A 20,750-nucleotide genomic window follows, 5' to 3' on the forward strand; every position below is an offset into this window, starting at 1 on the left:
GCCCGCCCCGCGGGGAGGGCGGAGCGGGCGCGGCGGCGCCGGCGGGGGTCAGCGCACGGGGGCGCCGGGGCCCAGCGGGATGCCCAGGGCCCACCAGGCGAGGAACAGGGCGGTCCACACCACCGTCATGCCCACGGCCAGCGGGAGGGTGTAGGAGGCCAGGGTGCCGATCCCGGCGCTCTTGCGGTACTGCTGGAGGAAGCCGAGCGCCATCACGAAGTAGGGGCTCATCGGGGTGACGGCGGTGGACCCGGAGTCGGCGATGCGGAACAGCGCCTGGGTGGTCTCGGCGGGGACGTCGATGAGCATGAGCATCGGCACCAGCACCGGTGCGCAGATCGACCACATCGCCGAGCCGCTGGTGACGATGACGTTGATGACCGTCAGCAGGGCCAGGATGAGCAGGAACAGCACCACCACGGGGATGCCGCTGGTCTCCAGCGCCTCGGCCGAGCGCACCGCGATGACGTCGCCGATGTGGGTCCAGTCGAAGTAGGCCAGGAACTGGGCGATGGCGAAGAACAGCACCAGCACCGGCGCCATCTGCCTGATGCCCTGCACCATGAGCGCGGGCACGTCGGCGGGCTTGGCGATGGTGCCGACCCGGTGTCCGTGGACGATGCCCACCAGGCCGAAGAGCAGGGCCACGATGGCGCCGATGCCGTCCAGCAGCGGGGACTCCGCCAGGCTCCCGCCCTCGCCGCGCAGCGGCGACCCGGCGGGGACGACGAGGGCGGCGAGCACGGCCAGGGCCAGGACCAGGGCGGTCAGGGCGCGGCGCAGCCCGGAGCGCTCCGCGTCGGTGAGGGTGAGGGTGCCGATGTTCTCCAGGTCCGCGTCGGGGTCGGGGTCCAGGTCGGGGCGCTTCTCCAGGACGAGCTTGGTGATGAGGGTGATGACCCCGGCCAGCACGACCGAGGAGGCGATGTTGAAGAACCAGTTGCTCAGCGGCGACACGTAGGCCGCGGGGTCGATGATCTGGGCGGCGGCGGTGGTGATGCCCGCGAAGATGGCGTCGTTGGGGGTGGGGATCGGGCTGGCGTCGTACCCGGAGGCGATGGCGGTGTAGGCCACGACGACGCCGAGGATGGGCGACTTGCCGACGGCGCGGAAGGCGAGGCCGCCCAGGGGCACCAGGATGATGTAGGCGGCGGCCGAGGCGACGTGGGCGACGGTCCCGGCGAAGGCGACCGCGAAGATCACCCAGCCGGTGGGCACGCGGGAGACGCTGACCCGCATGAGGGCGGCCAGGAAGCCGCTGCGCTCGGCGACGGCGACGCCCATGATGACGGCGACGATGGTGGCCATGGGCGGGAACGAGGCGAAGTTGCCGATCATCGTGGAGACGGCCATGGCCAGGCCCTCCCCACTGAGGAGGTTGCGGACCACGACGGTCTCGCCGTCGCTCGGTGAGACCACCGAGACGCCGAGCCCGGCCATGACCGCGCTGGCGGCGCCGAGGATCGCGGCCAGGATCCAGAACAGCCAGAACGGGTGGGGCAGGGCGTTGCCGACGCGCTCGACGACGGCCATGGCGCGGACGATGCGCGGGAGCGGGACGTCCCCGGTGGCGGCGGTCGCGCGGTCGGGGCCACCGGGTGCGGGCTGGGACATGCGGGTCTCCTGTGGCTGGGCGGGTCAGGCGGCGGGCAGGTGGTACCGGCTGACGAAGCGCCACAGTTCCTCGTGGGCCTCGATGGTCGGTGTCGTGTACCCGCCGCCGCTGTAGGAGTCGGCGCCGGGCCAGGTGTGCCCGCCGCCGTCGACGGCGACGTGGCGGACGCGGGCGCCGCGGTCGCAGCCGCGCCACTCCCGGACGGTGATGTCGGGCTCGGTCCGGCGGACGCGCGGGCCGGGGCGGCAGCCGTGGGCGTCGGCCCGGGCGGCGTTCCAGGCGGCGATGTCGGGCAGGCCGCGGTCGGCGTCGCCGGTGTAGGGGATGGTGGCGTCGTCGGTGCCGTGGAAGGAGATCACCGGCACGGGCCGGACGGGGTCGCAGTCCACGCCGTGGGGGTAGAGGGCGGCGGCCACGGGGGCGATGGCGGCCACCCGCTCGGAGGCGGCGCAGGCCAGGAGCGCGGTGAACGCGCCGCCGTTGGACTTGCCGGTGGCGTAGACCCGGGCGGGGTCGGTGCACAGGGCGGCCTCGACCGCGTCGAGGAGGTCGTGGGTGAAGGCGACGTCGTCGACGCCGGGGGCGGAGTAGGGGGCGCCCTGCCAGGCCTGGCGGTCGCCGTCCCCCTGGCCGACGACGCCCTCGGGGTAGACGACGACGGCGGGGAGTTCGGACAGGCCGGAGAAGGCCTCGGTCCCGGCCCCGGTGTTGCCTCGGCCGTGGTAGGCGAGGACGACCGGCCAGGCGCGCCGTCCGTCGTAGCGGTCGGGCAGGTGGAGGCGGTAGGAGCGCTCCAGGCCCCCGCTGGTCAGGGAGTGCGGCGCGCTCGTGCCGGGCTCCTGGGGCGGGGCGGTGCCGCAGCCCGCGGAGCGGTGGGGGTGCGGGGCGGCCTGGGCGGGGGCGGGGACGGCGGTGAGCAGCAGGGCGGGCACGGCGAGAGCGGCGGCGAGCCGGGCCAGGGGCCGGGCGGTGCGGCGCATGTCGGTGGTCCTCTCCGTCGGTGGTGTGCGGGGGTGCGGGCGCCCGGTCGGGCGTGGCGCGGGTACGGCTGACGGGCCCTCGGCGGTCGCGGCGCGGGTGCCGGGGCGGCGGGTGTTCTCGGGTGCGGTCGGGGCCGGGTCCGCGGTGCGCGGACCCGGCGGCGGTGCCTCGGGCGGCGGTGCGCGCCCCGGGAGGCGGGCCGTGCCCCCCGGGCTCCGGGCCCGGGAGGGCGGGCCCTACTCCTGGAGCCACTCCCGGGCGAAATCGGTGATGCGGTCGACGACGGCGGTGACGATGGCCGCGCCGTCGGACCCGGTGGCCCGGGTCGGGTCGCCCAGGACCCCGTCGGGGCTGAGGCGGTCGTAGCGGACCTGGAGGGCGGGGTGGCCGCGGCGGCGGGCGAGCCGGGACAGGCGGTCGAGGCCGGCCAGGGCGGTGGTGCCCGGGCGCAGGCGGCCGGCGCGGACGAGGTCGGGGGCCAGGTGGAGCATCTGTGCGGTCTCGGCCTCGCCGCTGTGGCCGCTGACCTCGCTCACGTCCATGGCGGCCACGGCCTCGGCGGCCAGGGCGGTGAGCGGGGTCCAGGCGAATTCCAGGTCGGGGCGGTCGGCCAGCAGGTCCTGGGCGACGGTGGTGAGAGCGGCGTTGTTGCCGCCGTGCCCGGTGATGACGAGGACCTTGCGCCAGCCGTGGCGGTACAGGCCCCCGACGTACTCGTGGACCACGGCGCGGAAGGTGTCGACACTGAGGCTGAGCGTCCCGGCGAAGGCCAGGTGGTGCGGGGAGACGCCCACGGGCAGCGAGGGGCCGATGACGGCGCGCCCGTCCAGGCGGGCGGCGACGCGTTCGGCGACCCGTTCGGCGCGGACCAGGTCGGTGCCCAGCGGCAGGCCGGGGCCGTGCTGTTCCAGGGCGCCGGCCGGGAGCAGGACGAGCGGGCTGTCGGCGACGGCCCGCTCCGCCTCCTCGGTGGTGAGGTCGGCCAGGTACGGCGCGGGTCCGGGACGGGCGCTCACCGGGCCCCTCCGGCGACGGCGTCGCGGATGGCGCGCAGGTGGTCGCGGGTGAGGCGCTCGGCGGCGCCGGCGTCGCCGTCGCGGACGGCCTCCAGGATGAGGAGATGCTCGGCGTGGTCGCGTTCGCGGTCGTGGTAGCGGTGCCGGATCTCGACCTGTTCGCGGGCGCGGACGTGCAGCAGGGCCTCGACGGTCTCCCTGAGGAGGGGGTTTCCGGTGGCGGCGGCCAGGGCGACGTGGAAGTGGACGGGGCCGGCCGGGCCGAACCGGGGCGGGTGCAGGGCGTTCTGCGCCGACTGCCCGAGCCGGGCCAGGTCGTCGTCGGTGCGGGCGCCGGCGGCCCGGGCGGCGATGGCGGGCTCGACGACGAGGCGGGCCTCGGCGAGTTCGAGGACGGTGTCCCCCTCCCTGCGGGGCAGGTGGGGGTTGACCATGAGCGTGCGGGCGAAGCCGGGGCCGACGTAGGTGCCCGACCCGTGCCGGAACTCGACGACCCCGGTGGCCTCCAGGCGGCGCAGCGCCTCGCGGACCGTGGGGGTGGTGACGTCGAAGCGCCGGGCCAGCTCGCGGGAGGACGCCAGGAGGTCTCCGGCGCCCAGGCGCTGCTCGCGGATGATCTCAACGATGTCGTCGGCCAGGCGCTCGGAGAGGGACGGCTCGGTTCTACTCATAAAGTGACTAAATCACTTAGTCGGTGAGTGCGTCAAGTCACACACGCGTCCCGTCCGCGGCGACCGCGCAGGTGGGGCGGGTGCGGACCGGGCGGGAGCCGCCGCGGTGCGAAGCGGCGCAAGGCGAAGCGGCGCGGTGCGGTGCGGTGCGGTGCGGTGCAAGGCGAAGCGGCGCGGCGCGGCGCGGGGGCAGGGAGAGGCGAAGCGGCGCGGCGCGGGGGCAGGGAGAGGCGAAGCGGCGCGGCGCGGGGGCAGGGAGAGGCGAAGCGGCGCGGCGCGGGGGCGGGGTCAGGGCAGGGGCAGGCGGTACCGGGAGACGAACCGCCACAGCTCCCGGTACGCCTCCACCGTGGCGGTGGTGCGCCCCGGGCCGGAGGAGGCGGGCGCCCCGGGCCAGGTGTGGCCGCCGCCCTCGACGACCACGTGCCGCACGCCGGCGCCCCGGTCGCAGCCCGACCACTCCAGGGCGGTCGCGTCCGGGCCCGGCCGCTCCGCCTCCGGGCCCGCGCGGCAGCCGTGGGCGGCGGCGCGGTCGGCGTTCCAGGCGGCGATGTCGGGCAGGCCGCGGCCGGGGTCGCCGACGTAGGGGATGGTGGCGTCGTCGGTGCCGTGGAAGGAGACCACCGGGACCGGGCGGGAGGTGTCGCACTCCAGGCCGTGGGGGTAGAAGGCGGCCGCCACCGCGGCGACCGCGGTGATCCGCCCCGGAGCGGCGCAGGCCAGGACCTCGGCGAACCCGCCGCCGTTGGACATGCCCGCGGCGTAGACCCGGGTCCGGTCCACGCACGTCCGCGACTCCACCGTGTCCAGGAGCGCGTGGGTGAAGGCCACGTCGTCGACCCCGGGGTCGGAGTAGGGGGCGCCCTGCCAGGCCTGGCGGCCCTCGTCCCCCTCCACTCCGTCGGGCAGCACGACCACGGCGGGCAGCGCGGCCACCCCCGAGTAGCCCGCCATGCCCTCGGCGCTGCCGCCGCGCCCGTGGTAGGCCAGCAGCACCGGCCAGGCGCGGCCCGGCGTGTACCCCTCGGGCAGGTGCAACAGGTAGGAGCGCTCCCGGTCGCCGTCGACCAGGGCGTACCGCCGCGCCTGCCCCGGCTCCTGGGGCGGCGCCTGCCCGCAGCCGGTGGAGCGCAGGCCCCGGTCGGGGTCGTGCGGGACGGCCGCGCCGGGGACGCCCACCGCCAGGGCGGCCAGGGCGAGCACCAGGATCGGGCGGACGAGCATGCGCCGGGGCACGCGGCGCTCCTTCCCGGGGCGGCAAACGGACATCGACGACGTTATCGGCTTCCGGCCCATAAAACGGTTCTGCGGTCGGCCGCCGTTTTGCTACCTTCGGCGGGCGGGCCGTGGGACTTCGGCCGCGACTTCCGAGAACTGCCTTGTACGCACCATTCACGCCGGTCGCGCCTTCACTCCCCGGCCCGCGCACCCCCACCCCGGAGCGGACGCGGACGATGACCGACACCTACACCGACCTGCTGGCCTGCGAGGACCTGCTGCTGTTCGCCTCCGCCGCCGTCGCATCCACGGGGCAGCGCGAGTTCCACACCGCGTCCGGGGAGCAGGGCCCCTCCCTGGACTTCCTGCACGACTACGTCCACGGCACCCTGCCCGACCTGTACGGGCTGATGCTCGCCCTGCACGTCAACGACCACAACGCCGCGCGGATCGTGCACACCCTGCTCTCGCGCCCCGCGCCCGGGGCCGACCCCGCGCTGCGCCCCCGGGAGAACGGGCTGATCCGCCTGCGCCTGGCCCGCATGCCCCCGCAGCGGGTCTACCGGCTGTTCCGGCGTCTGGCGGCCGAGCGCGTGAACAACCGCCGCACCCGCGCGGCCATGCGCGACTGGATCGCCCGCCGCCCCCTGGAGCTCGACGCGCTGAAGTACCGCGCGGGTCTGCGCGCCGCCGCCCGGCACGCCCGGGTCCCGCTGCCCGGCGAGGTGGCCCGGTTCCTGTTCTCGCGCCCGGCCGACCGGCGCCGCGCCCCCTACACCGCGCCCCTGCTGGAGTCCCACCGCCGTGCGCACTACGCGGCCCGGGAGCTGTACGGCCTGCCCCTCACCGTCGCCGAGGGGTTCGCCGCCCACCACCGGGTGCCGCGCCGGGCCTTCCTGGAGGGCATCGCCGGGCGCACGACGGCCGCCGAGCGGCTGCGCCTGGACCGCACCGCGCGCTGCCACGGCCTGGAGGCGCCGCTGTCCGACCTGGGCACGGCCCCGCTGCTGCGCCTGTGCGCGTACGTGGTGGGGCTGGCGGTGTCCGAGCGCCGCGAGCGGCGCGCGGAGCTGGAGGCGGCGCTGGAGCGGGCGGCCCGGCGCACGGCGGGGCCGCTGGCCGGGACCTGGCCGCGCACCGCCGCCGTGCTGGACGACAGCTACTCCTCCACCGGGTCGCGCGAGCGCCGCAACCGCCCGCTGGCGCTGGCGCTGGCCTGCCACCACCTGCTGCGGGTGCTGGCCCCGGGAGGGACCTCGCACTGGGTGTCGGGGCACCGCGACGCGCTCACCGTCCGTCCGCAGGGCCCCACCCGGCTCGCCGAGCCGATCCTGGACGCCCTGGACACCGGGCCCGCCCGGGTGGTCGTGGTCTCCGACGGCTACGACGACACCCCGCCGCTGCTGTCGGACGCCCTGCTGCTGTGGCGGCGCCGCGTGGACCCGGAGCGCTCGGTGGCGCTGGTGCACCTGGCCCCGGTGCTGGACGCGGGGGTCCTGGCCCCGCACCGGCTGTCCCCGGCGGTGCCCACCCTCGGGCTGCACGACCCCGCGGTCCTGCCGTCGCTGGTGGAGCTGGCCCGGTTCGGCGAGGGGCGGCTGGGCCTGGCCGACCTGCGGGCGCACCTGCTCGCCACCGCCGACACCGTCCTGGACGGCGAACGCGCCGGGGAGGCGGCGTGAGCGGCCCGCGGGGGATCGTCCTGGAGGGGGTGGCCACCGGCACCGCCCAGCAGTGGGGCGGGGTGCGGCTGGTGCCGCTGCTGCGCTCCGCGCCGGTGCCGGGGCTGCGGCTGCACCCGATGGCCGCCGAGGACCTGCGCGACAACCCGGGGATCGCCCGCGGGTACGAGGACGCGGGGGTGTGCTGCTACGTGCCGCACGCCTATGTGCTGACCTGGGACGGCGACCCCTCCCCCGGGGCCGCCTACGGCACCCGCCTGGTGGCGCCGGGCCGCTCGTCCGCGCCCCGGCGGATGCACCTGTCCCCGGGCGGGGCGCGCGGGGCCGACCGCGGCCGGAGCCGGTTCCTGCCGATGCGGCTGGCGGTGGAGGGCCTGCTGTCGCTGTTCTCCGGCGGACCCGAGACCGCCTGGGCGGAGTGGTCGCGCGACCTGGTCCGCCGGGGCGTGCCCTCCCCCGGGGCCGACACCCGCCCCGGCCGGGAGATCGGGGGGCTGGCGGAGGCGCTGCGGGTGTTCGAGATCCACCGGGACCAGTGCGGGGCGGCGGTGTACGTGGCCGACGTCCTGGCTTCGGTCCACCTGTACCCGCACCCGGACGACTACCGGGCGCTGCACACGAGCATGCTGCTGGACCTGTTCGGCGAGGCCCTGTACACCTACGGGCTGCTGCGGTACGCGGTCCCCCCGCTGTACACGCCGCTGCGGGAGGAGCGGGTGCGCTCTCTGGCCGACCTGCGCCGGGAGGTGGCGCACAGCCGCGAGCGGACGCGCCGGGGCCACGACTCCCTGATGCTCGCCTCGCTCACCGGGGGCCTCTACCGGAGCGGGCACGGGGAGGGCTTCGGCGGACGGCCGCAGGAGGGGGCCGGCGGGGGGCACCGGACGCGGTTCCGCACGGGGTGGCTGGCCCCGGAGCCGACTCGCGGGGAGGACCTGCACGTGGGCGAGGTCGTCGAGGACACGGACGGGCGGACCGCCTACCTCAAGACGCTGCGGCTCTCGTCCTCCCAGGTGCGCCAGGCACGCCTGCTGGCCGCGCTGAACGGGGCGGGGTGGCGGCTGGAGGGGGCCGCGCTGGACCTGGGGGTGAGCGTGTCCGCGCTCACCGAGCGGCTGGACCGGGCGGGGCTGGGGCACCTGCTGGCCCCGGGCCTGCTGGAGGCGCACCGCGCCGAGCGGCGCCGCGCCGCCCGCCGCCGCTGACCCGACGCACGGGAACCGGAGCGGAGCCGTGGGCGCCGGCCCCGGCCTGCGGACCGCCCGGCCGAACGCACGAACACCGGAGCGGACGCGCGGGGCACCGGCCCCGGTACACGGTCCACCCGGTCGGGCGCGCGGAACACCGGGCCCGGATGCGCAGGTCACCGACCCGGTCATGTGGGGGACACCGGCCCCGGTGCGCAGGGCACCGGAGCGGACGTGCAGGCACCGGGCAGTACGTGTGGGCCGCCGGTCCCGAACCGTGGAGCACCGGCCCCGGCACGCCGGCCGCCGGGGCGGGCGGGCAGGACACCGCGGCAGGCACGCGGGCACCCGGGGGCTCCCCGCCGCGCGGGCTCAGCGGAGGTCGCGGATGCGGCGCTCCACGCCGTCGAGCAGCCAGGACAGGCCCTCGTCGAAGACCTCCACCGGGCCGGGTCCCTCCCCGGTCAGCCGCTCGACCGCCGGGAACCTCCCGGGCTCCAGCCGACCGGACAGGTACTCCATCTGGGCGTCCGGGCGGGCGGCGCCGTCCGGGCCGGTCCGGCGGGCGGAGCGGTCGGCGTCCACCACCGGCACGGCGTGCCCGCGCACGTAGCCGTCCACGGCCTCGATGACGGCCAGGACGTCGCGCTCGGGCAGGCCGGTGTCCTCGAAGACCCGCAGCGCCGAGTCGGTCCAGGCCAGCACGCCGGGGCCGACGAAGCGCTCCGTCCCCATCAGCTCCACCAGCCACGGGTGGGAGCGGTAGCCGTCCAGGTCCTCGCGCGCCCAGCCGGCGACCTTGTCCCGCCAGGTGCCGGGGCGGGTGTGCGGGAGGGGCGCCCGGGAGACCATCGTGTCGACCATCAGGGCCAGCAGGGCGGACTTGTCGGGGATATAGGTGTAGAGGGTGGCGGCGCCCACGCCCAGGCGGGCGGCGACGCGGCGCATGGAGAGGGCGGCCAGGCCCTCCTCCTCCGCGATCCCGGTGGCGGCCTCCACCACGGCCTCGACGGTGAGCCGGTGGCGGGGGCCGCGGCGCGGGGCCTCGATCCCGTTCCACAGCAGGTCGAGGACCGGTTTCGGGTCGTTCGCCGCGTCCTCCATTGGATTCTCCCCGCTCCTTGCCGTATCTTGAAACTCCGAACGTTGTACGGAGTATAGCTTGGAGACACCGTGACCGCACGGACCACACCCGCCCCCGCCCCGGGCCGCGCCCTCGCCGGGGCGGTGCTCGCGGCCGCGGGGTTCGCGCTCACGGCCGCCTTCGGGCCGCCGCTCGCGGTCCCGCCGGTCACGGCGCTGCTGCTGTGGGCCGTGCTGCGCGCCACCCGGACCCCGTTCTCCGCCCTGGGCCTGTCCACCGGCCCGCGGGCCGCGCTGCTCGGCGCGGGGGCCGGGCTGGCCGCCGTGCTGGCGGGCGCGGGCCTGGTCGCGGGGGCCGCCGCGGCCCTCGGGGCGCTCGACCCCGCCGTGCCGACCGCCGCGGCCTGGGGCGGGGCGGCGCTGACGCTGGTCGCCGTGGTGCTGCCCGAGGAGACGGTGTTCCGGGGGTACGCCCAGCACGCCCTGGGCACCCGCTGGGCCGGGCTCACCCCCGTGGCGCTCCAGGCCGTGCTGTTCGCCCTGGCCTGCGCCCCCGTCCGGGGCGACCTGGACAACCTGGCCTCCGACCTGGCGTTCGGGTTCCTGCTGGGGTACCTGCGATTGCGCTCGCGGGGGCTGTGGGTCGTGCTGGGGATGCGCACCGGGGTCGTCCTGGCCTCGACCCTGGTCTCCGTGGAGCCGGGCGTGTGGGCGGCGGCGCTGGCCATCGTCCCGGGCCTGGCCGCCTTGGCCGCCGCCCACCTCATCGCCCCCTCCGGGCCCGCCTCCGACCGGGAGCCGCTGCCCCGCCGCCCGCTGGTCCAGCGCGGGGTGCTCTACGACGTCGGCAGCTCCTACATGCCGGGGCAGAACTCGCGCGAGGTCTGGCGGTCCGACGTGGTGGCCGAGGAGATGCGCGTCATCGCCGAGGACCTGCACTGCACGGCGGTCACCGTGTTCGGCCACGACCCGGACCGGCTGGAGGAGGCGGCCCGGCTCGCCCTGGACCGGGGCATGTTCGTGTGGGTGCAGCCGCGGCTGGTGGACGGCGACCAGGACGCGATCGCGCAGCGGCTGGAGCACGCGGCGGGTTTCTGCGAGCGGCTGCGCGCCGAGCACCCGGACCGGGTGGGGCTCAACGTCGGGTGCGAGCTGACGGCCTTCGCCCGGGGTGTGCTGCCCGGGCGCGGGTTCGAGCTGCGCACCGCGCTGCTGAGCTGGCTGTTCCCGCTCATGCCCCTGTTCGACCTGCGGCTGAACCGGCTGCTGGCGCGGCTGGTGGACACCGCCCGCGGGGCGGGGTTCGGCGGCCCGCTGACCTACGGGTCCGGCGCCTGGGAGAGCGTGGACTGGTCCCGGTTCGACATGGTCGGCGTGGACTACTACCTCGACGCCGGGACCCGGGACGACTACCGGGGCGGGCTGCGGGCGCTGCGGCGCTGGGGCAAGCCGGTGCTGGTCACCGAGTTCGGCTGCTGCGCCTACGAGGGCGCCCGCGAGGCCGGCGGCTCCGGCGCCGACATCCTGGACTGGAGCGACCCCGACGACCGCAGGGTGCGGCCGGGCCACCCCAGGAACGAGACGGTGCAGGCCGACGTACTCGGGGAGCTGCTGGACGTGTACGAGACGGAGGAGGTGCACGGGGCGTTCGTGTGCGTGTTCATCGAGGGCGACTGCCGCTACTCCGAGGACCCCGAGCGCGACCAGGACAAGGCGTCCTTCGGGATCGTGCGCGCGCCGAGCCTGGAGTCGGGGCTGTCCCCCGACGACGGGCACTGGGAGCCCAAGGAGGCCTTCCACCTCCTGGCCCGCCGCTTCGCGGCCCCCTGACGGCCGGTCCGGTGGCGGGCGGATGGCAGACTGCACCCATGCTCGGCATCACCGACCTGCCCACCTACCTGGCGGGACTCGTCCTCATCGTCCTCCTGCCCGGCCCGAACTCGCTGTACGTGCTGTCCGTGGCGGCGCGCGGCGGGACCCGGGCCGGGTACACGGCCGCCGCCGGGGTGTTCACCGGCGACGCCGTCCTGATGCTGCTCGCGGCGGCCGGGGCGGCGACGCTGCTCCAGACCAACCCCGTGGTGTTCGCGGCCGTGAAGATCGCGGGCGCCGCCTACCTGGTGTGGATGGCGGTGGGGATGCTGCGCTCCGCCTACACCCTGTGGACGACCCGGCACGAGCGGGTCCGGGAGCAGCGGGCCGCGGACACCTCCGGGACGGCGGGGACCGCCGGCGAGCGGCCCTTCCGGCGGGCCCTGGTGGTGTCGCTCTTCAACCCCAAGGTGATCGTCTTCCTCATTTCCTTCTTCGTCCAGTTCGTGGACCCCGCCTACGCCTACCCGGCGGTGTCGTTCCTGGTGCTGGGCCTGCTGCTGCAACTGGTCAGCTTCCTGTACCTGTCCGCGCTGATCTTCAGCGGCACCCGGCTGGCCGCCGCCTTCGGGCGCCGGCGGCGGCTGTCGGCCGGGGCGACCTCGCTGGCGGGCGCCCTGTTCCTGGGCTTCGCCGTGAAGCTGTCCGTCAGCTCCCCCTGACCCGCCCGGCGCGGCTCAGGAGTCGCGCAGCTCGCGCTTGAGGATCTTGCCCGAGGCGTTGCGCGGCAGGTCCGCGACCAGCCGCACCTCCTTGGGCACCTTGAAGGGGGCCGACCGCTCCCGGACGTGGGCGATGAGGGCCTCCTCCAGCCCCTCGGTGGCGGCACCGGCCGCGGGCACCACGAACGCCGTCACCGCCTCGATCCACCTGTCGTCGGGCACCCCCACCACGGCGGCCTCCGCGACCGCCGGGTGGGCGAAGAGCACGTCCTCCACCTCGCGCGAGGCCACCAGCACCCCGCCGGTGTTGATCACGTCCTTGATCCGGTCCACCACCTCGATGTAGCCCTCGGCGTCGGCGCGCACCAGGTCGCCGGAGTGGAACCACCCGCCGCGGAAGGCCTCCTCGGTCTCCTGCGGCTTGTCCCAGTACCCCTCGCACAGCTGCGGCGACCGGTAGACGACCTCGCCCGGCTCCCCGGGCGCGACGTCCCGCCCCGCGTCGTCGACGACCCGCAGCTCCACGAACAGGGCGGCCCGCCCCGCCGAGGAGGGCCGGGCGGCGTGCTCCTCGGGCCGCAGCACGGTGGCCAGCGGGCCGATCTCGCTCTGCCCGAAGCAGTTGTAGAAGCCCAGGTCGGGCAGGGCACCGCGGAGCCGGTCCAGGACCGGACCGGGCATGACGGACGCCCCGTAGTAGGCCTTGCGCAGGCTGGTGAGGTCCTGTCCGCCGAAGTCCGCGTGGTTGGCCATCGCCACCCACAGGGTGGGCGCGGCGAAGAACGCCCCGTGCCGGCCGGCCTCGATCCGGCGGAGCAGGTCGGCGGGGTCGGGCGCCTCCACGAGGGTGTTGACGGCTCCCACCGCCAGCCACGGCATGAGGAAGACGTGCATCTGGGCCGAGTGGTAGAGCGGCATGGCGTGCAGCGGCGCGTCGTCGGCGCGCAGGTCCAGGCCGGCCACGCAGGACAGGTACTCGTGCACCAGGGCCCGGTGGGTCATCATCGCGCCCTTGGGGCGGGAGGTGGTGCCGGAGGTGTACAGCAGCTGCACGAGGTCGGTGTCGGCCACCTCCGCGTCCAGCTCCGGAACCGGCCCCTCGGAGGCGGCGGCGAGCAGGCTCGCGGGGGTGTCGCGCAGCTCCACGACCTGTTCGACCCCGGCCGCCTCGCGGACGGCGTCGACGGCGGAGCGCAGGGCGGGGTCGGCCAGGACCACGGTGCTGCCGGACTGGTCGAGCAGGTAGAGGAGTTCCTCGCCCCGCAGGGCGTGGTTGACGGGGACGTGGACCAGTCCGGCGCGGGCGCAGGCCAGGAAGCCGATGAGGTAGGCGTCGGAGTTGCGGCCGTAGGCGGCGATCCGGTCGCCGCGCGCGGCGCCCAGCGCGAGCAGCCGGGCGGCGGCGCGGGTGACGGCCGCGTCGAGGCCGGCGTAGGTCCACGTGCGGTCGGCGAAGACCAGTGCGGTGCGGCCGGGGGTGCGGGCAGCGCTGCGGCGCAGGACCCCGTCGACGGTGCTGGAGGTGAGAGGACCCATGGCGCCGCTCCTGTTCGGTCGGTGCACCCCGGCCCGGGGCGCGGACACCCCCATCCTGGTGTGACCGCGGCCACAGGGACAAGGGGCGCGGGCACCGGCGGGTGCGTGCGCGTTCGGCACGCGGGGAAGGGGGCGCCCCGGCGGTCCGCTCCCGCACGGCGGGCATCACCCCGCCCGGGCGCGGTCGGAGGCCGTCCGACGCGTGTGCGCGGAACCGGTCGCCCGCGGCGCCGGTCAGCCCGTCCGGTGCTCCGACGGCGTCCGCGCCGGGGCCGCGCCGCCGGCGTCCCCCGTCCCGGCGGTTGCGCCGCCCGGACCGCCGTCGTGCGTGAGCGTCTCCAGCAGGGTCATCGCGTCGGCGGACCCCTGGTCGGTCGGGGTGTAGACCTCCAGGCGGTGGTCGGGGCTGTCGGCCTGCAACCAGATCTGGAACTCCATGCCCAGCTCGCCCACCAGGGGGTGCCGGAAGCGCTTGGTGCCCCCGACACAGTCCGCCACGCACCCCGACGCCCAGAGGCGGGCGAACTCGGGGTCCTTCATGCTCAGCTCGCCCACGAGTTCGGCCAGGCGGGTGTCATCGAGGTACCTGCCGCTGATCCGCCGCAGGTGGGCCACGTGCGTGCACGCCTCGGTCCGCCAGTCCGCGTAGGAGCCCCGCACCTGCGGGTCCAGGAACAGCAGCCTCGGCAGGGACGGCCGCGTCGCCGGGTCCGCGGTGCCGTCGAACGGCAGGTGCGGGGCGAGCAGGGCGTGGCCCGTCCGGGTCCAGGCCAGCACGTCGTTGCGCCGCCCCAGGAGCACGGCGGGCTGGTCGGATATGGCCTCCAGCATCGCCAGCGCCCGGGGGTGCGGCCGTTCGGGCCGGGTGCGGGGCGCGGGGCGCAGCGGCGCGGGCCTGGCCAGGTCGATCAGGTGTTCCAGCTCGGTCGGCGTCAGTTGCAGCGCTCGTGCCAGGGCGAGGAGCACCTCGGTCGAGGCGTTGCGCGCCTGCCCCTGCTCCAGGCGCGTGTAGTAGGCGACGCTGACGCCGGCCAGCTGGGCGACCTCCTCACGCCGCAGCCCGGGAACCCTGCGCCGCCGGCCCCAGCCGACGACATCGGCCCGTTCGGGGGTCAGGGCTGCGCGGCGGGAGCGCAGGAACTCGCCCAGGTTCCCCCGTGGTGTGCTCGCCGAAGGTGTCATACCGACCAGGGTAGGCATCCCCGCCCCCGCGAGCCTGACCCTGTCAGTGGTAGGAACCCCGGGCGCACGCCCGACGGGTGTCTGGCCGCCGCGACCGGGGCCGTTCAGGCTGGTGGGCATGCTCTCCCACGACAACGCCCCGCGTACCCGGCTGGTGCTGCTGACCCTGGCCGCCGGCACCTTCGGCATCGGCACCACGGAGTTCGCGATCTCCGGCCTGCTGCCCGGGATCGCCACCGAGTTCGGCGTCTCGGTGACCACCGCGGGCTGGGCCGCGACGGCCTACGCCCTCGGCGTCTTCCTCGGCGCCCCGGTCCTGGTCCTGGTCGGGCGGCGGTTCGAGAGGAAGAGGTTCCTGCTCGCCCTCATGGCCCTGTTCGTCATCGGGAACCTGCTGACCGCCTTCGCCCCGTCCTTCTCGCTGACCCTCGCGGGCAGGGTGGTCGCCTCGCTGACCCACGCGGCCTTCATCGGCACCGGCTCGATCATCGCCTCGCGCGCGGTTCCCGGGCACAGGAGGACCAGCGCGATCGCCTTCATGTTCTCCGGGCTGACCCTGGCGACGCTCATCGGCACCCCGGTCGCCACCTGGGTCTCCACCGAGTTCTCCTGGCGGGTCTCGTTCCTGGGCATCTCGGCGATCGGCCTGGCCGTCCTGGCCGGCATCCTGGCCTGCGTCCCGTCGAGCAGGACCGACGAGTCGTTCGACCTCGCGGCCGAGGTCCGCGCCCTGGCCAACCCGCAGCTGCTGCTCGCGATGCTGGTCACCGTCCTGGGGCCGGCGGGGTTCTTCACCTCGATCACCTACATCGCCCCCATCACCATGAACGCGACCGGCACCCCGGAGAGCTGGATCCCGGTCTACATGCTGGTCTTCGGACTCGGGCTGTTCATCGGCAACATCCTGGGGGGACGGCTCGCGGACAGGAACCTCATGGGCCTGCTGCTGGGAAGCCTCGCCGTGCTCACGGTCACGCTGCTCGTGTTCTGGCTCGCCGCGGGCAGCGTCGTGGTCACGTTCGCCGCGGTGTTCCTCATGGCCGCCGCCGGGTTCGCCACCGTCTCCCCGATCCAGCGCCTGGTGATGGAACGGGCCGAGGCCGCCGGCGCCCCCAACCTCGCGTCCTCGATGAACATCGGCATGTTCAACCTCGGCAACGCCGTCGGCGCCTGGCTGGGCGGCCACATGATCGGCACGGGGTTCGGCGACTCCGGTCCCAACCTCGCCGGGGGCCTGCTCGCCGCCGGCGCGCTCGCGGTCGGCGTCCTCATCCGGCTGCGGTCCGGGAGGCCCGCCGCCGGCCGGCCGCCCGCCGGGGCGGATCCGGCCCGGTCGGCCCGCGGATAGGAGCACGGCCCGCACGGGAGGAGGACACCGGCGCGCCGCCCCGGCGGTCCGCTCCCGCACGGGGAGCGGGCCGCCGGGGCGTCCGGCGCGGTCAGCCCTTGAGCGCCCCCGCCATCAGGCCGCGCATGAAGTAGCGGCCCAGCAGCAGGTAGACGACCAGGGTGGGCAGCGACGCCAGCACCGCCGCCGCCATCTGCTGGTTGTAGGGCACCACCATCGACCCGGCGACGTTGTTCAGCTGCACCGTCACCGGCCAGCTGTTGGGGCCGGTGAGGAACACCGCGAACAGGAAGTCGTTCCACGCCGAGGTGAACTGCCAGATCAGCGTGACCGCGAACGCGGGCGCCGACACCGGCAGCACCACCGAGGCGTAGGTGCGCAGCATCCCCGCGCCGTCCACCCGGGCCGCCTCGATCAGGGTCTGCGGGATGCTCGCATAGTAGTTGCGGAAGATGAGCGTGCAGATCGGGATGCCGTACACGGTGTGCGCCAGGATCAGCGGGAAGAGCCCGCCCATGAGCCCGGCGCCCACCAGCATCTGCTGGAGCGGGATCATCACCGCCTGGTAGGGGATGAACATCCCGAACAGGAACAGCGTGAACACCGTGTCGGCCCCGGGGAAGCGCCAGCGCGCCATCACGAAGCCGTTCATCGACCCCAGCACCGCGGAGACCACGGCGCTGGGCACCGCCACCATGAGGCTGTTGCGCAGCCCCGAGGACAGCGCCTCCCACGCCGCGGCCCAGCCCTCGCCGCTCCAGGTCTGCGGCAGCGACCACGCGCGGGCCGCGGTGGCCTCGGCGAAGGGCTTGAACCCGGTCACCAGCAGCACGTACATCGGCAGCAGGAACAGCACCGCCAGGGCCAGCAGGACGACGAACTTGACCGTCTGCCCGCGGCGGGTGGTGCCCGCCGCCCGGCCGCCGGGCGCGGTCACCCGGCCCGATGCGCTCTGAACACTCAACGGCCCTCGCTCCGTTCCTTGCGCACGGTCCACACCAGGTACGGGATGACGAACAGCGCCACCGCGAAGAGCAGGTAGGAGGCGATCGTCGCGCCCTTGGCGGGGTCGCGGACCTCGAACACCATCGCCCACATGTACACCGCGGGCACGTCCGCGATGATCTGCTGTCCGGCGATGGCGATGATCAGGTCGAACACCTTCAGCGACATGTGGCCCAGGATGATCACCGCGCTGAGCAGCACCGGCCGCAGCTGGGGCATGACCACGTGGCGGTACACGCCCCACTCCGAGCAGCCGTCCACCCGGGCGGCCTCGCGCAGCTCCTCGGGGACCCCGCGGAACCCGGCCAGGAACAGCGCCATGATGTACCCGGCGAGCTGCCAGATCGCGGGCAGCGCCATGGCCGCCATGCCGAAGTCGGGCGCGGTCCACCAGTCGTTGACCAGGAAGTCCAGGTTGAACCGGACGAACAGGGCGTTGAGGCCGGTGGCGCGTTCGGCGGGGGCCGGGTTCATCAGCCACCGCCACACCACGCCGGTCGCGATGAAGGACACCGCCATCGGCGCCAGGAACAGGGTGCGAAAGACCGGCTCGCCGCGGATGCCCTTGTCCAGCAGCAGGCCCAGGAGCCAGCCCAGGAACAGGGCGCCGCCGACGAACACCACCGTGAACACGACCGCGTTGCCCACCGCGGCCGGCCAGCGGGCCTCCTGCCACAGGGCGATGAAGTTGGCGAGGCCGACGAACTCCCCCTCCTGGATGGGGGCGTGCTTGTCGCTGAGCGCCAGATTGGTGTTCCAGCCGATCATGCCGTAGACGAAGACCCCGATGAGCAGGATCGACGGGGAGACCAGCAGCAGGCCGGGCAGCCAGGTGCGGGCCCGGCGCAGCGCGCGCCGCGCCGGGGTCGGCGCTGGGCGCGCGGCGCGCGCGGGGGCGCGGCCGGGGCCGCCGTCGGCGACGGCCCCGGTCCGGTTCGGAGCCGTGCTCATTCGGCGCGCGCGGCCGTGACCAGAGCGTCCTGGAGGGCTTCGAGGTCGCCGTCGCCCAGGTAGAGGCCCACGGCGGTGTCCACGTCGTTCTTCCAGCGGTTGCCGACGGTGACGCCGTGCCAGAACGAGCCCGCCAGCTGCGGCCCGGCCTGCCACTCGGCCAGGGCCGACTCCAGGTAGGGGCTGTCCGCGTAGTTGGCGGGGTCGGCGTCCTCGCGGGCGGGGATGGAGCCCTTGAGCGGGTTGAAGATGTCCTGGCCCTCCTGGCTGCCGACCAGCTCCAGCCAGGTCAGCGCTGCCTCCTCGTTGGGCGCGCCCACGGGGAGGGTGAAGCTGTCGGAGAGCCACATGTAGGTGCCCTCGGTGCCGGGCGAGGCGGCCCAGTCGTAGTCCTCGCCGGCGACCGCGCCCAGTTCGTCGAAGTACCCGGCGGCCCAGTCGCCCATGATGTTGAAGGCGGCCTCGCCGTCGGCCACCCGGCGGGCGGCCTCCTGCCAGTCCTCGGCGGCCGACTCCTCCTGGGTGTGCTCCATGATCTGCTCGAACGTGGTGAGGGCCTCGGTGACCTCGGGGGTGTCCCAGTCGGCGCCGGGCTCCCACAGGGCGTTGTAGGCGTCGGTGCCCAGCGAGCCGAGCAGGACCGACTCCAGCAGGTGGTCGACGGTCCACTGGGCGCCCACGGCCATGGGGATGGCGTCGGTCTCCTCGGCGACGGTCTCCAGCGCGGCGACCAGGTCCTCGGGGGTCTCGGGCGGGGCGTCGATCCCGGCCTCCTCCAGCACGGAGGGGTTGTACCACATCACGTTGGAGCGGTGGATGTTCACCGGGACGGAGTAGACGCTGCCGTCGTAGGTGATCTGCTCGACGAGCTGGTCGGGCAGAGCCTCGTGCAGGCCCTGCTCGGTGAAGAAGTCGTCCAGCGGGCTGAGGTAGCCCGCCTCGATGTAGTCCTGGAGCTCGGCCCCGGCGTGCCCCTGGAAGGAGTCCGGCGGGTCCTGGCTCTGGAGGCGGCCCTCCAGGACCGCCTGGGCGTTGCTCCCCGACCCGCCGGCGACGGCGGCGTTGACGAACCCGATCTCGGGGTTGTCGGTCTCGAACCGCTCGATGAGCGCGTTCAGCCCGGCCTCCTCGCCGCCGCCGGTCCACCAGGAGAACACCTCGACCTGCGCGTTGTCCCCACCACCGCCCCCGCCGCCCCCGCATCCCGAGGCCACGAGCACCAATCCGAGCGCCCCCGCTGCGACCGACCACCGCCGTGCACGCATGTTCTCTCCTCCCGGAGCGGCGGGCCCGTCGCACGACGGCGCCCGCCCATCGTGTCTTGGATCACAAAAGCCGTCTGCGGTGCCATCTTTCGCACTCTGCACATTCGAGGTCAAGGGATGCGGGAATCCGACGCCGAGGCGTGACCTGGCCGTCGCTGCGCGGCATGGGAGCGCGACCATTCCCTTGCACCGCAGGCGGTCCGGGGCCGGTGTCCGCCCGGCCGGGCACGCGCGGGAAGGCCGACCCGCGCCCCCCGTGCGCGCCCCGGGCCCCGCCGGGGCGGCGGTGGCGGCGGAGCCGCCCAGCGCGGCGCGGCCCCCGCCTGGGCCGTGCGACGCGGCCCCCGGCAGCGGCCGGGCCCCGGAACGAGGTCGCCGCCGACTCCTCCCCCGCTGCGGATCGGCCGCCCTCCACCGGCCGTCCCCGGGAGCGGCCCCGCGCGCGGGCCGGGGCATCGCCCCCGGCCTTGCCGGAAGCCGTCCCATGGCCCTACGTTGTTCGATGTCCAGCGAACCACCGGGTGGGGGCCACAGTGAGAATCCTTGTCGTGGGCGCGGGGGCGGTCGGCGGCTACTTCGGTGCCCGCCTGGTCCAGGCGGGCCGGGACGTCGACTTCCTCGTCCGCCCGGCCCGCGCCGCCCTGCTGCGCGAGCACGGCCTGCGGCTGCGCGGTCTGGACGGCTCCGTCGAGGCGGTCCCCGTCACCGCGGTCACGGCCGACGCCCTCACCCCCGGCTACGACCTGGTGGTCCTGGCGGTGAAGTCCTACGGGTTCGACTCCGCCGTCGCGGACGCCGCCCCCGCCGTGGGCCCGGGCACCGCCGTGCTGCCGTTCCTCAACGGCATGCGGCACATGGACGCCCTCGTCGACCGGTTCGGCGCCGACCGCGTGTACGGGGGCGTGGCCATGGTGCAGACCAGCCTGGGCGAGGAGGGGGAGATCGTCGAGGTCAGCCCGATGTCCGAGCTCATCTACGGCCCGGTCTCGGACTCCCCCGTCGTGCCCCTGTCCGCCGTGCACGCGGCCCTGGACACCGGGACGTTCACGGCGACCGCCGCGAAGGACGCGGTGCAGGAGCTGTGGGACAAGTGGGTGTTCCTGGCGACCCTGGGCGCCTGCACCTGCCTCATGCGCTCTCCCGTAGGCCGGATCAACTCCGCGCGGGGCGGGCGGGACTTCTCCCGGGCGGTGTTCGAGGAGGCCGCCGCGGTCGCCGCCGCCTCGGGCCACCCGATCCGGTCCGAGGTGCGCGAGCGCTCCGACCGGGTCGTGGGCAGCGCCGACTCCGCGGCCACCACCTCCCTGTACCGGGACATGACCGGTGGGAACCCGGTGGAGGCGGACCACGTCATCGGCGACCTAATCGTGCGCGGCCGCTCCCTGGGCGTTCCCACCCCGCTGTTCGCCCTGGCCGACCTGCACCTGCGGGTGTACGAGGCCGGACGGCCCTGAGACGGCCCCCGGCGGGCGGGGC

The 20,750-nt window shown here is 75.3% G+C and carries 17 protein-coding genes; 6 read left to right on the forward strand and 11 right to left on the reverse strand.

Translation table 11 applies throughout. From position 1 onward, the window contains the following. Positions 1-48 precede the first annotated feature (48 nt). The 5 genes from BUE45_RS12380 to BUE45_RS12400 all read right to left on the reverse strand — a co-directional run bounded on the left by BUE45_RS12380 (position 49) and on the right by BUE45_RS12400 (position 5,519). Positions 49-1,614, reverse strand: a complete 1,566-nt coding sequence (locus BUE45_RS12380; protein WP_073379104.1) for an AbgT family transporter — start codon at positions 1,612-1,614, stop codon at positions 49-51. 24 nt (positions 1,615-1,638) lie between these two features. Next, entirely contained in the window at positions 1,639-2,595 is a 957-nt protein-coding gene (locus tag BUE45_RS12385) for a CE1 family esterase (protein WP_073379108.1), read from the reverse strand. Positions 2,596-2,832: 237 nt separating this feature from the next. Then, positions 2,833-3,612, reverse strand: a complete 780-nt coding sequence (locus BUE45_RS12390; protein ID WP_073379113.1) for a creatininase family protein — start codon at positions 3,610-3,612, stop codon at positions 2,833-2,835. Beyond that, positions 3,609-4,283 (reverse strand): FadR/GntR family transcriptional regulator, encoded by a 675-nt coding sequence (locus BUE45_RS12395; RefSeq protein ID WP_073379118.1) that lies wholly within the window; start codon positions 4,281-4,283, stop codon positions 3,609-3,611. Before BUE45_RS12395 ends, BUE45_RS12390 begins: the two co-directional genes overlap by 4 nt. A gap of 288 nt (positions 4,284-4,571) precedes the next feature. Then, positions 4,572-5,519 (reverse strand): CE1 family esterase, encoded by a 948-nt coding sequence (locus BUE45_RS12400; protein WP_245833075.1) that lies wholly within the window; start codon positions 5,517-5,519, stop codon positions 4,572-4,574. A 218-nt stretch (positions 5,520-5,737) separates the two neighbouring features. Here BUE45_RS12400 and BUE45_RS12405 point away from each other — a divergent pair, with 218 nt between their 5' ends. Both BUE45_RS12405 and BUE45_RS12410 read left to right on the forward strand, forming a co-directional pair. After that, the gene (locus tag BUE45_RS12405) at positions 5,738-7,183 is read left to right on the forward strand and encodes a hypothetical protein (protein WP_073379121.1); all 1,446 of its coding nucleotides are present in this window, start codon (positions 5,738-5,740) and stop codon (positions 7,181-7,183) included. Next, entirely contained in the window at positions 7,180-8,388 is a 1,209-nt protein-coding gene (locus BUE45_RS12410) for an ARPP-2 domain-containing protein (RefSeq protein WP_084737167.1), read from the forward strand. Before BUE45_RS12405 ends, BUE45_RS12410 begins: the two co-directional genes overlap by 4 nt. Positions 8,389-8,742: 354 nt before the next feature. Here the strand turns inward: BUE45_RS12410 and BUE45_RS12415 are convergent, their stop codons facing one another. Further along, positions 8,743-9,474 carry a TetR/AcrR family transcriptional regulator gene (locus BUE45_RS12415; protein WP_073379125.1) on the reverse strand — a complete coding sequence of 244 codons (732 nt, stop codon included), beginning with the start codon at positions 9,472-9,474 and terminating at the stop codon, positions 8,743-8,745. Positions 9,475-9,543: 69 nt separating this feature from the next. On the opposite strand from BUE45_RS12415, the gene BUE45_RS31245 reads away from it, so the two are divergent. After that, on the forward strand, positions 9,544-11,283 hold the full coding sequence (locus BUE45_RS31245; RefSeq protein WP_084737169.1) for a CPBP family glutamic-type intramembrane protease: 1,740 nt from the start codon (positions 9,544-9,546) through the stop codon (positions 11,281-11,283). A 38-nt stretch (positions 11,284-11,321) separates the two neighbouring features. Then, positions 11,322-11,987 carry a leucine efflux protein LeuE gene (leuE, locus tag BUE45_RS12430; RefSeq protein WP_073379129.1) on the forward strand — a complete coding sequence of 222 codons (666 nt, stop codon included), beginning with the start codon at positions 11,322-11,324 and terminating at the stop codon, positions 11,985-11,987. A 15-nt stretch (positions 11,988-12,002) separates the two neighbouring features. On the opposite strand, the gene BUE45_RS12435 is transcribed toward leuE, so the two are convergent. Together BUE45_RS12435 and BUE45_RS12440 are read right to left on the reverse strand one after the other, a co-directional pair. Beyond that, positions 12,003-13,523: a fatty acyl-CoA synthetase gene (locus BUE45_RS12435; protein WP_073379133.1), complete on the reverse strand. Its 1,521-nt coding sequence runs from the start codon at positions 13,521-13,523 to the stop codon at positions 12,003-12,005. Positions 13,524-13,757: 234 nt separating this feature from the next. Beyond that, positions 13,758-14,705, reverse strand: coding sequence for an MmyB family transcriptional regulator (locus tag BUE45_RS12440; RefSeq protein ID WP_084737170.1), 948 nt, complete (start codon positions 14,703-14,705; stop codon positions 13,758-13,760). 118 nt (positions 14,706-14,823) lie between these two features. Between BUE45_RS12440 and BUE45_RS12445 the strand changes: the two genes are divergently transcribed. Beyond that, positions 14,824-16,053, forward strand: a complete 1,230-nt coding sequence (locus BUE45_RS12445; RefSeq protein ID WP_073379137.1) for an MFS transporter — start codon at positions 14,824-14,826, stop codon at positions 16,051-16,053. 91 nt (positions 16,054-16,144) lie between these two features. Here BUE45_RS12445 and BUE45_RS12450 read toward each other — a convergent pair whose 3' ends face one another. Genes BUE45_RS12450 through BUE45_RS12460 form a run of 3 tightly spaced genes read right to left on the reverse strand, consistent with a single transcriptional unit; the run spans position 16,145 to position 19,274 of the window. After that, positions 16,145-17,017: a carbohydrate ABC transporter permease gene (locus tag BUE45_RS12450; protein WP_073379142.1), complete on the reverse strand. Its 873-nt coding sequence runs from the start codon at positions 17,015-17,017 to the stop codon at positions 16,145-16,147. Further along, the gene (locus BUE45_RS12455; protein ID WP_073379145.1) at positions 17,014-18,009 is read right to left on the reverse strand and encodes a carbohydrate ABC transporter permease; all 996 of its coding nucleotides are present in this window, start codon (positions 18,007-18,009) and stop codon (positions 17,014-17,016) included. Before BUE45_RS12455 ends, BUE45_RS12450 begins: the two co-directional genes overlap by 4 nt. After that, positions 18,006-19,274 carry an ABC transporter substrate-binding protein gene (locus BUE45_RS12460; RefSeq protein ID WP_073379149.1) on the reverse strand — a complete coding sequence of 423 codons (1,269 nt, stop codon included), beginning with the start codon at positions 19,272-19,274 and terminating at the stop codon, positions 18,006-18,008. The genes BUE45_RS12455 and BUE45_RS12460 overlap by 4 nt, the downstream gene beginning before the upstream one ends. 533 nt (positions 19,275-19,807) lie before the next feature. Between BUE45_RS12460 and BUE45_RS12465 the strand changes: the two genes are divergently transcribed. Next, positions 19,808-20,728 (forward strand): ketopantoate reductase family protein, encoded by a 921-nt coding sequence (locus tag BUE45_RS12465; protein WP_178378517.1) that lies wholly within the window; start codon positions 19,808-19,810, stop codon positions 20,726-20,728. Positions 20,729-20,750: the final 22 nt, after the last annotated feature.

The sequence above is a fragment of the Nocardiopsis flavescens genome (assembly GCF_900141985.1).
Lineage (GTDB): Bacteria > Actinomycetota > Actinomycetes > Streptosporangiales > Streptosporangiaceae > Nocardiopsis > Nocardiopsis flavescens.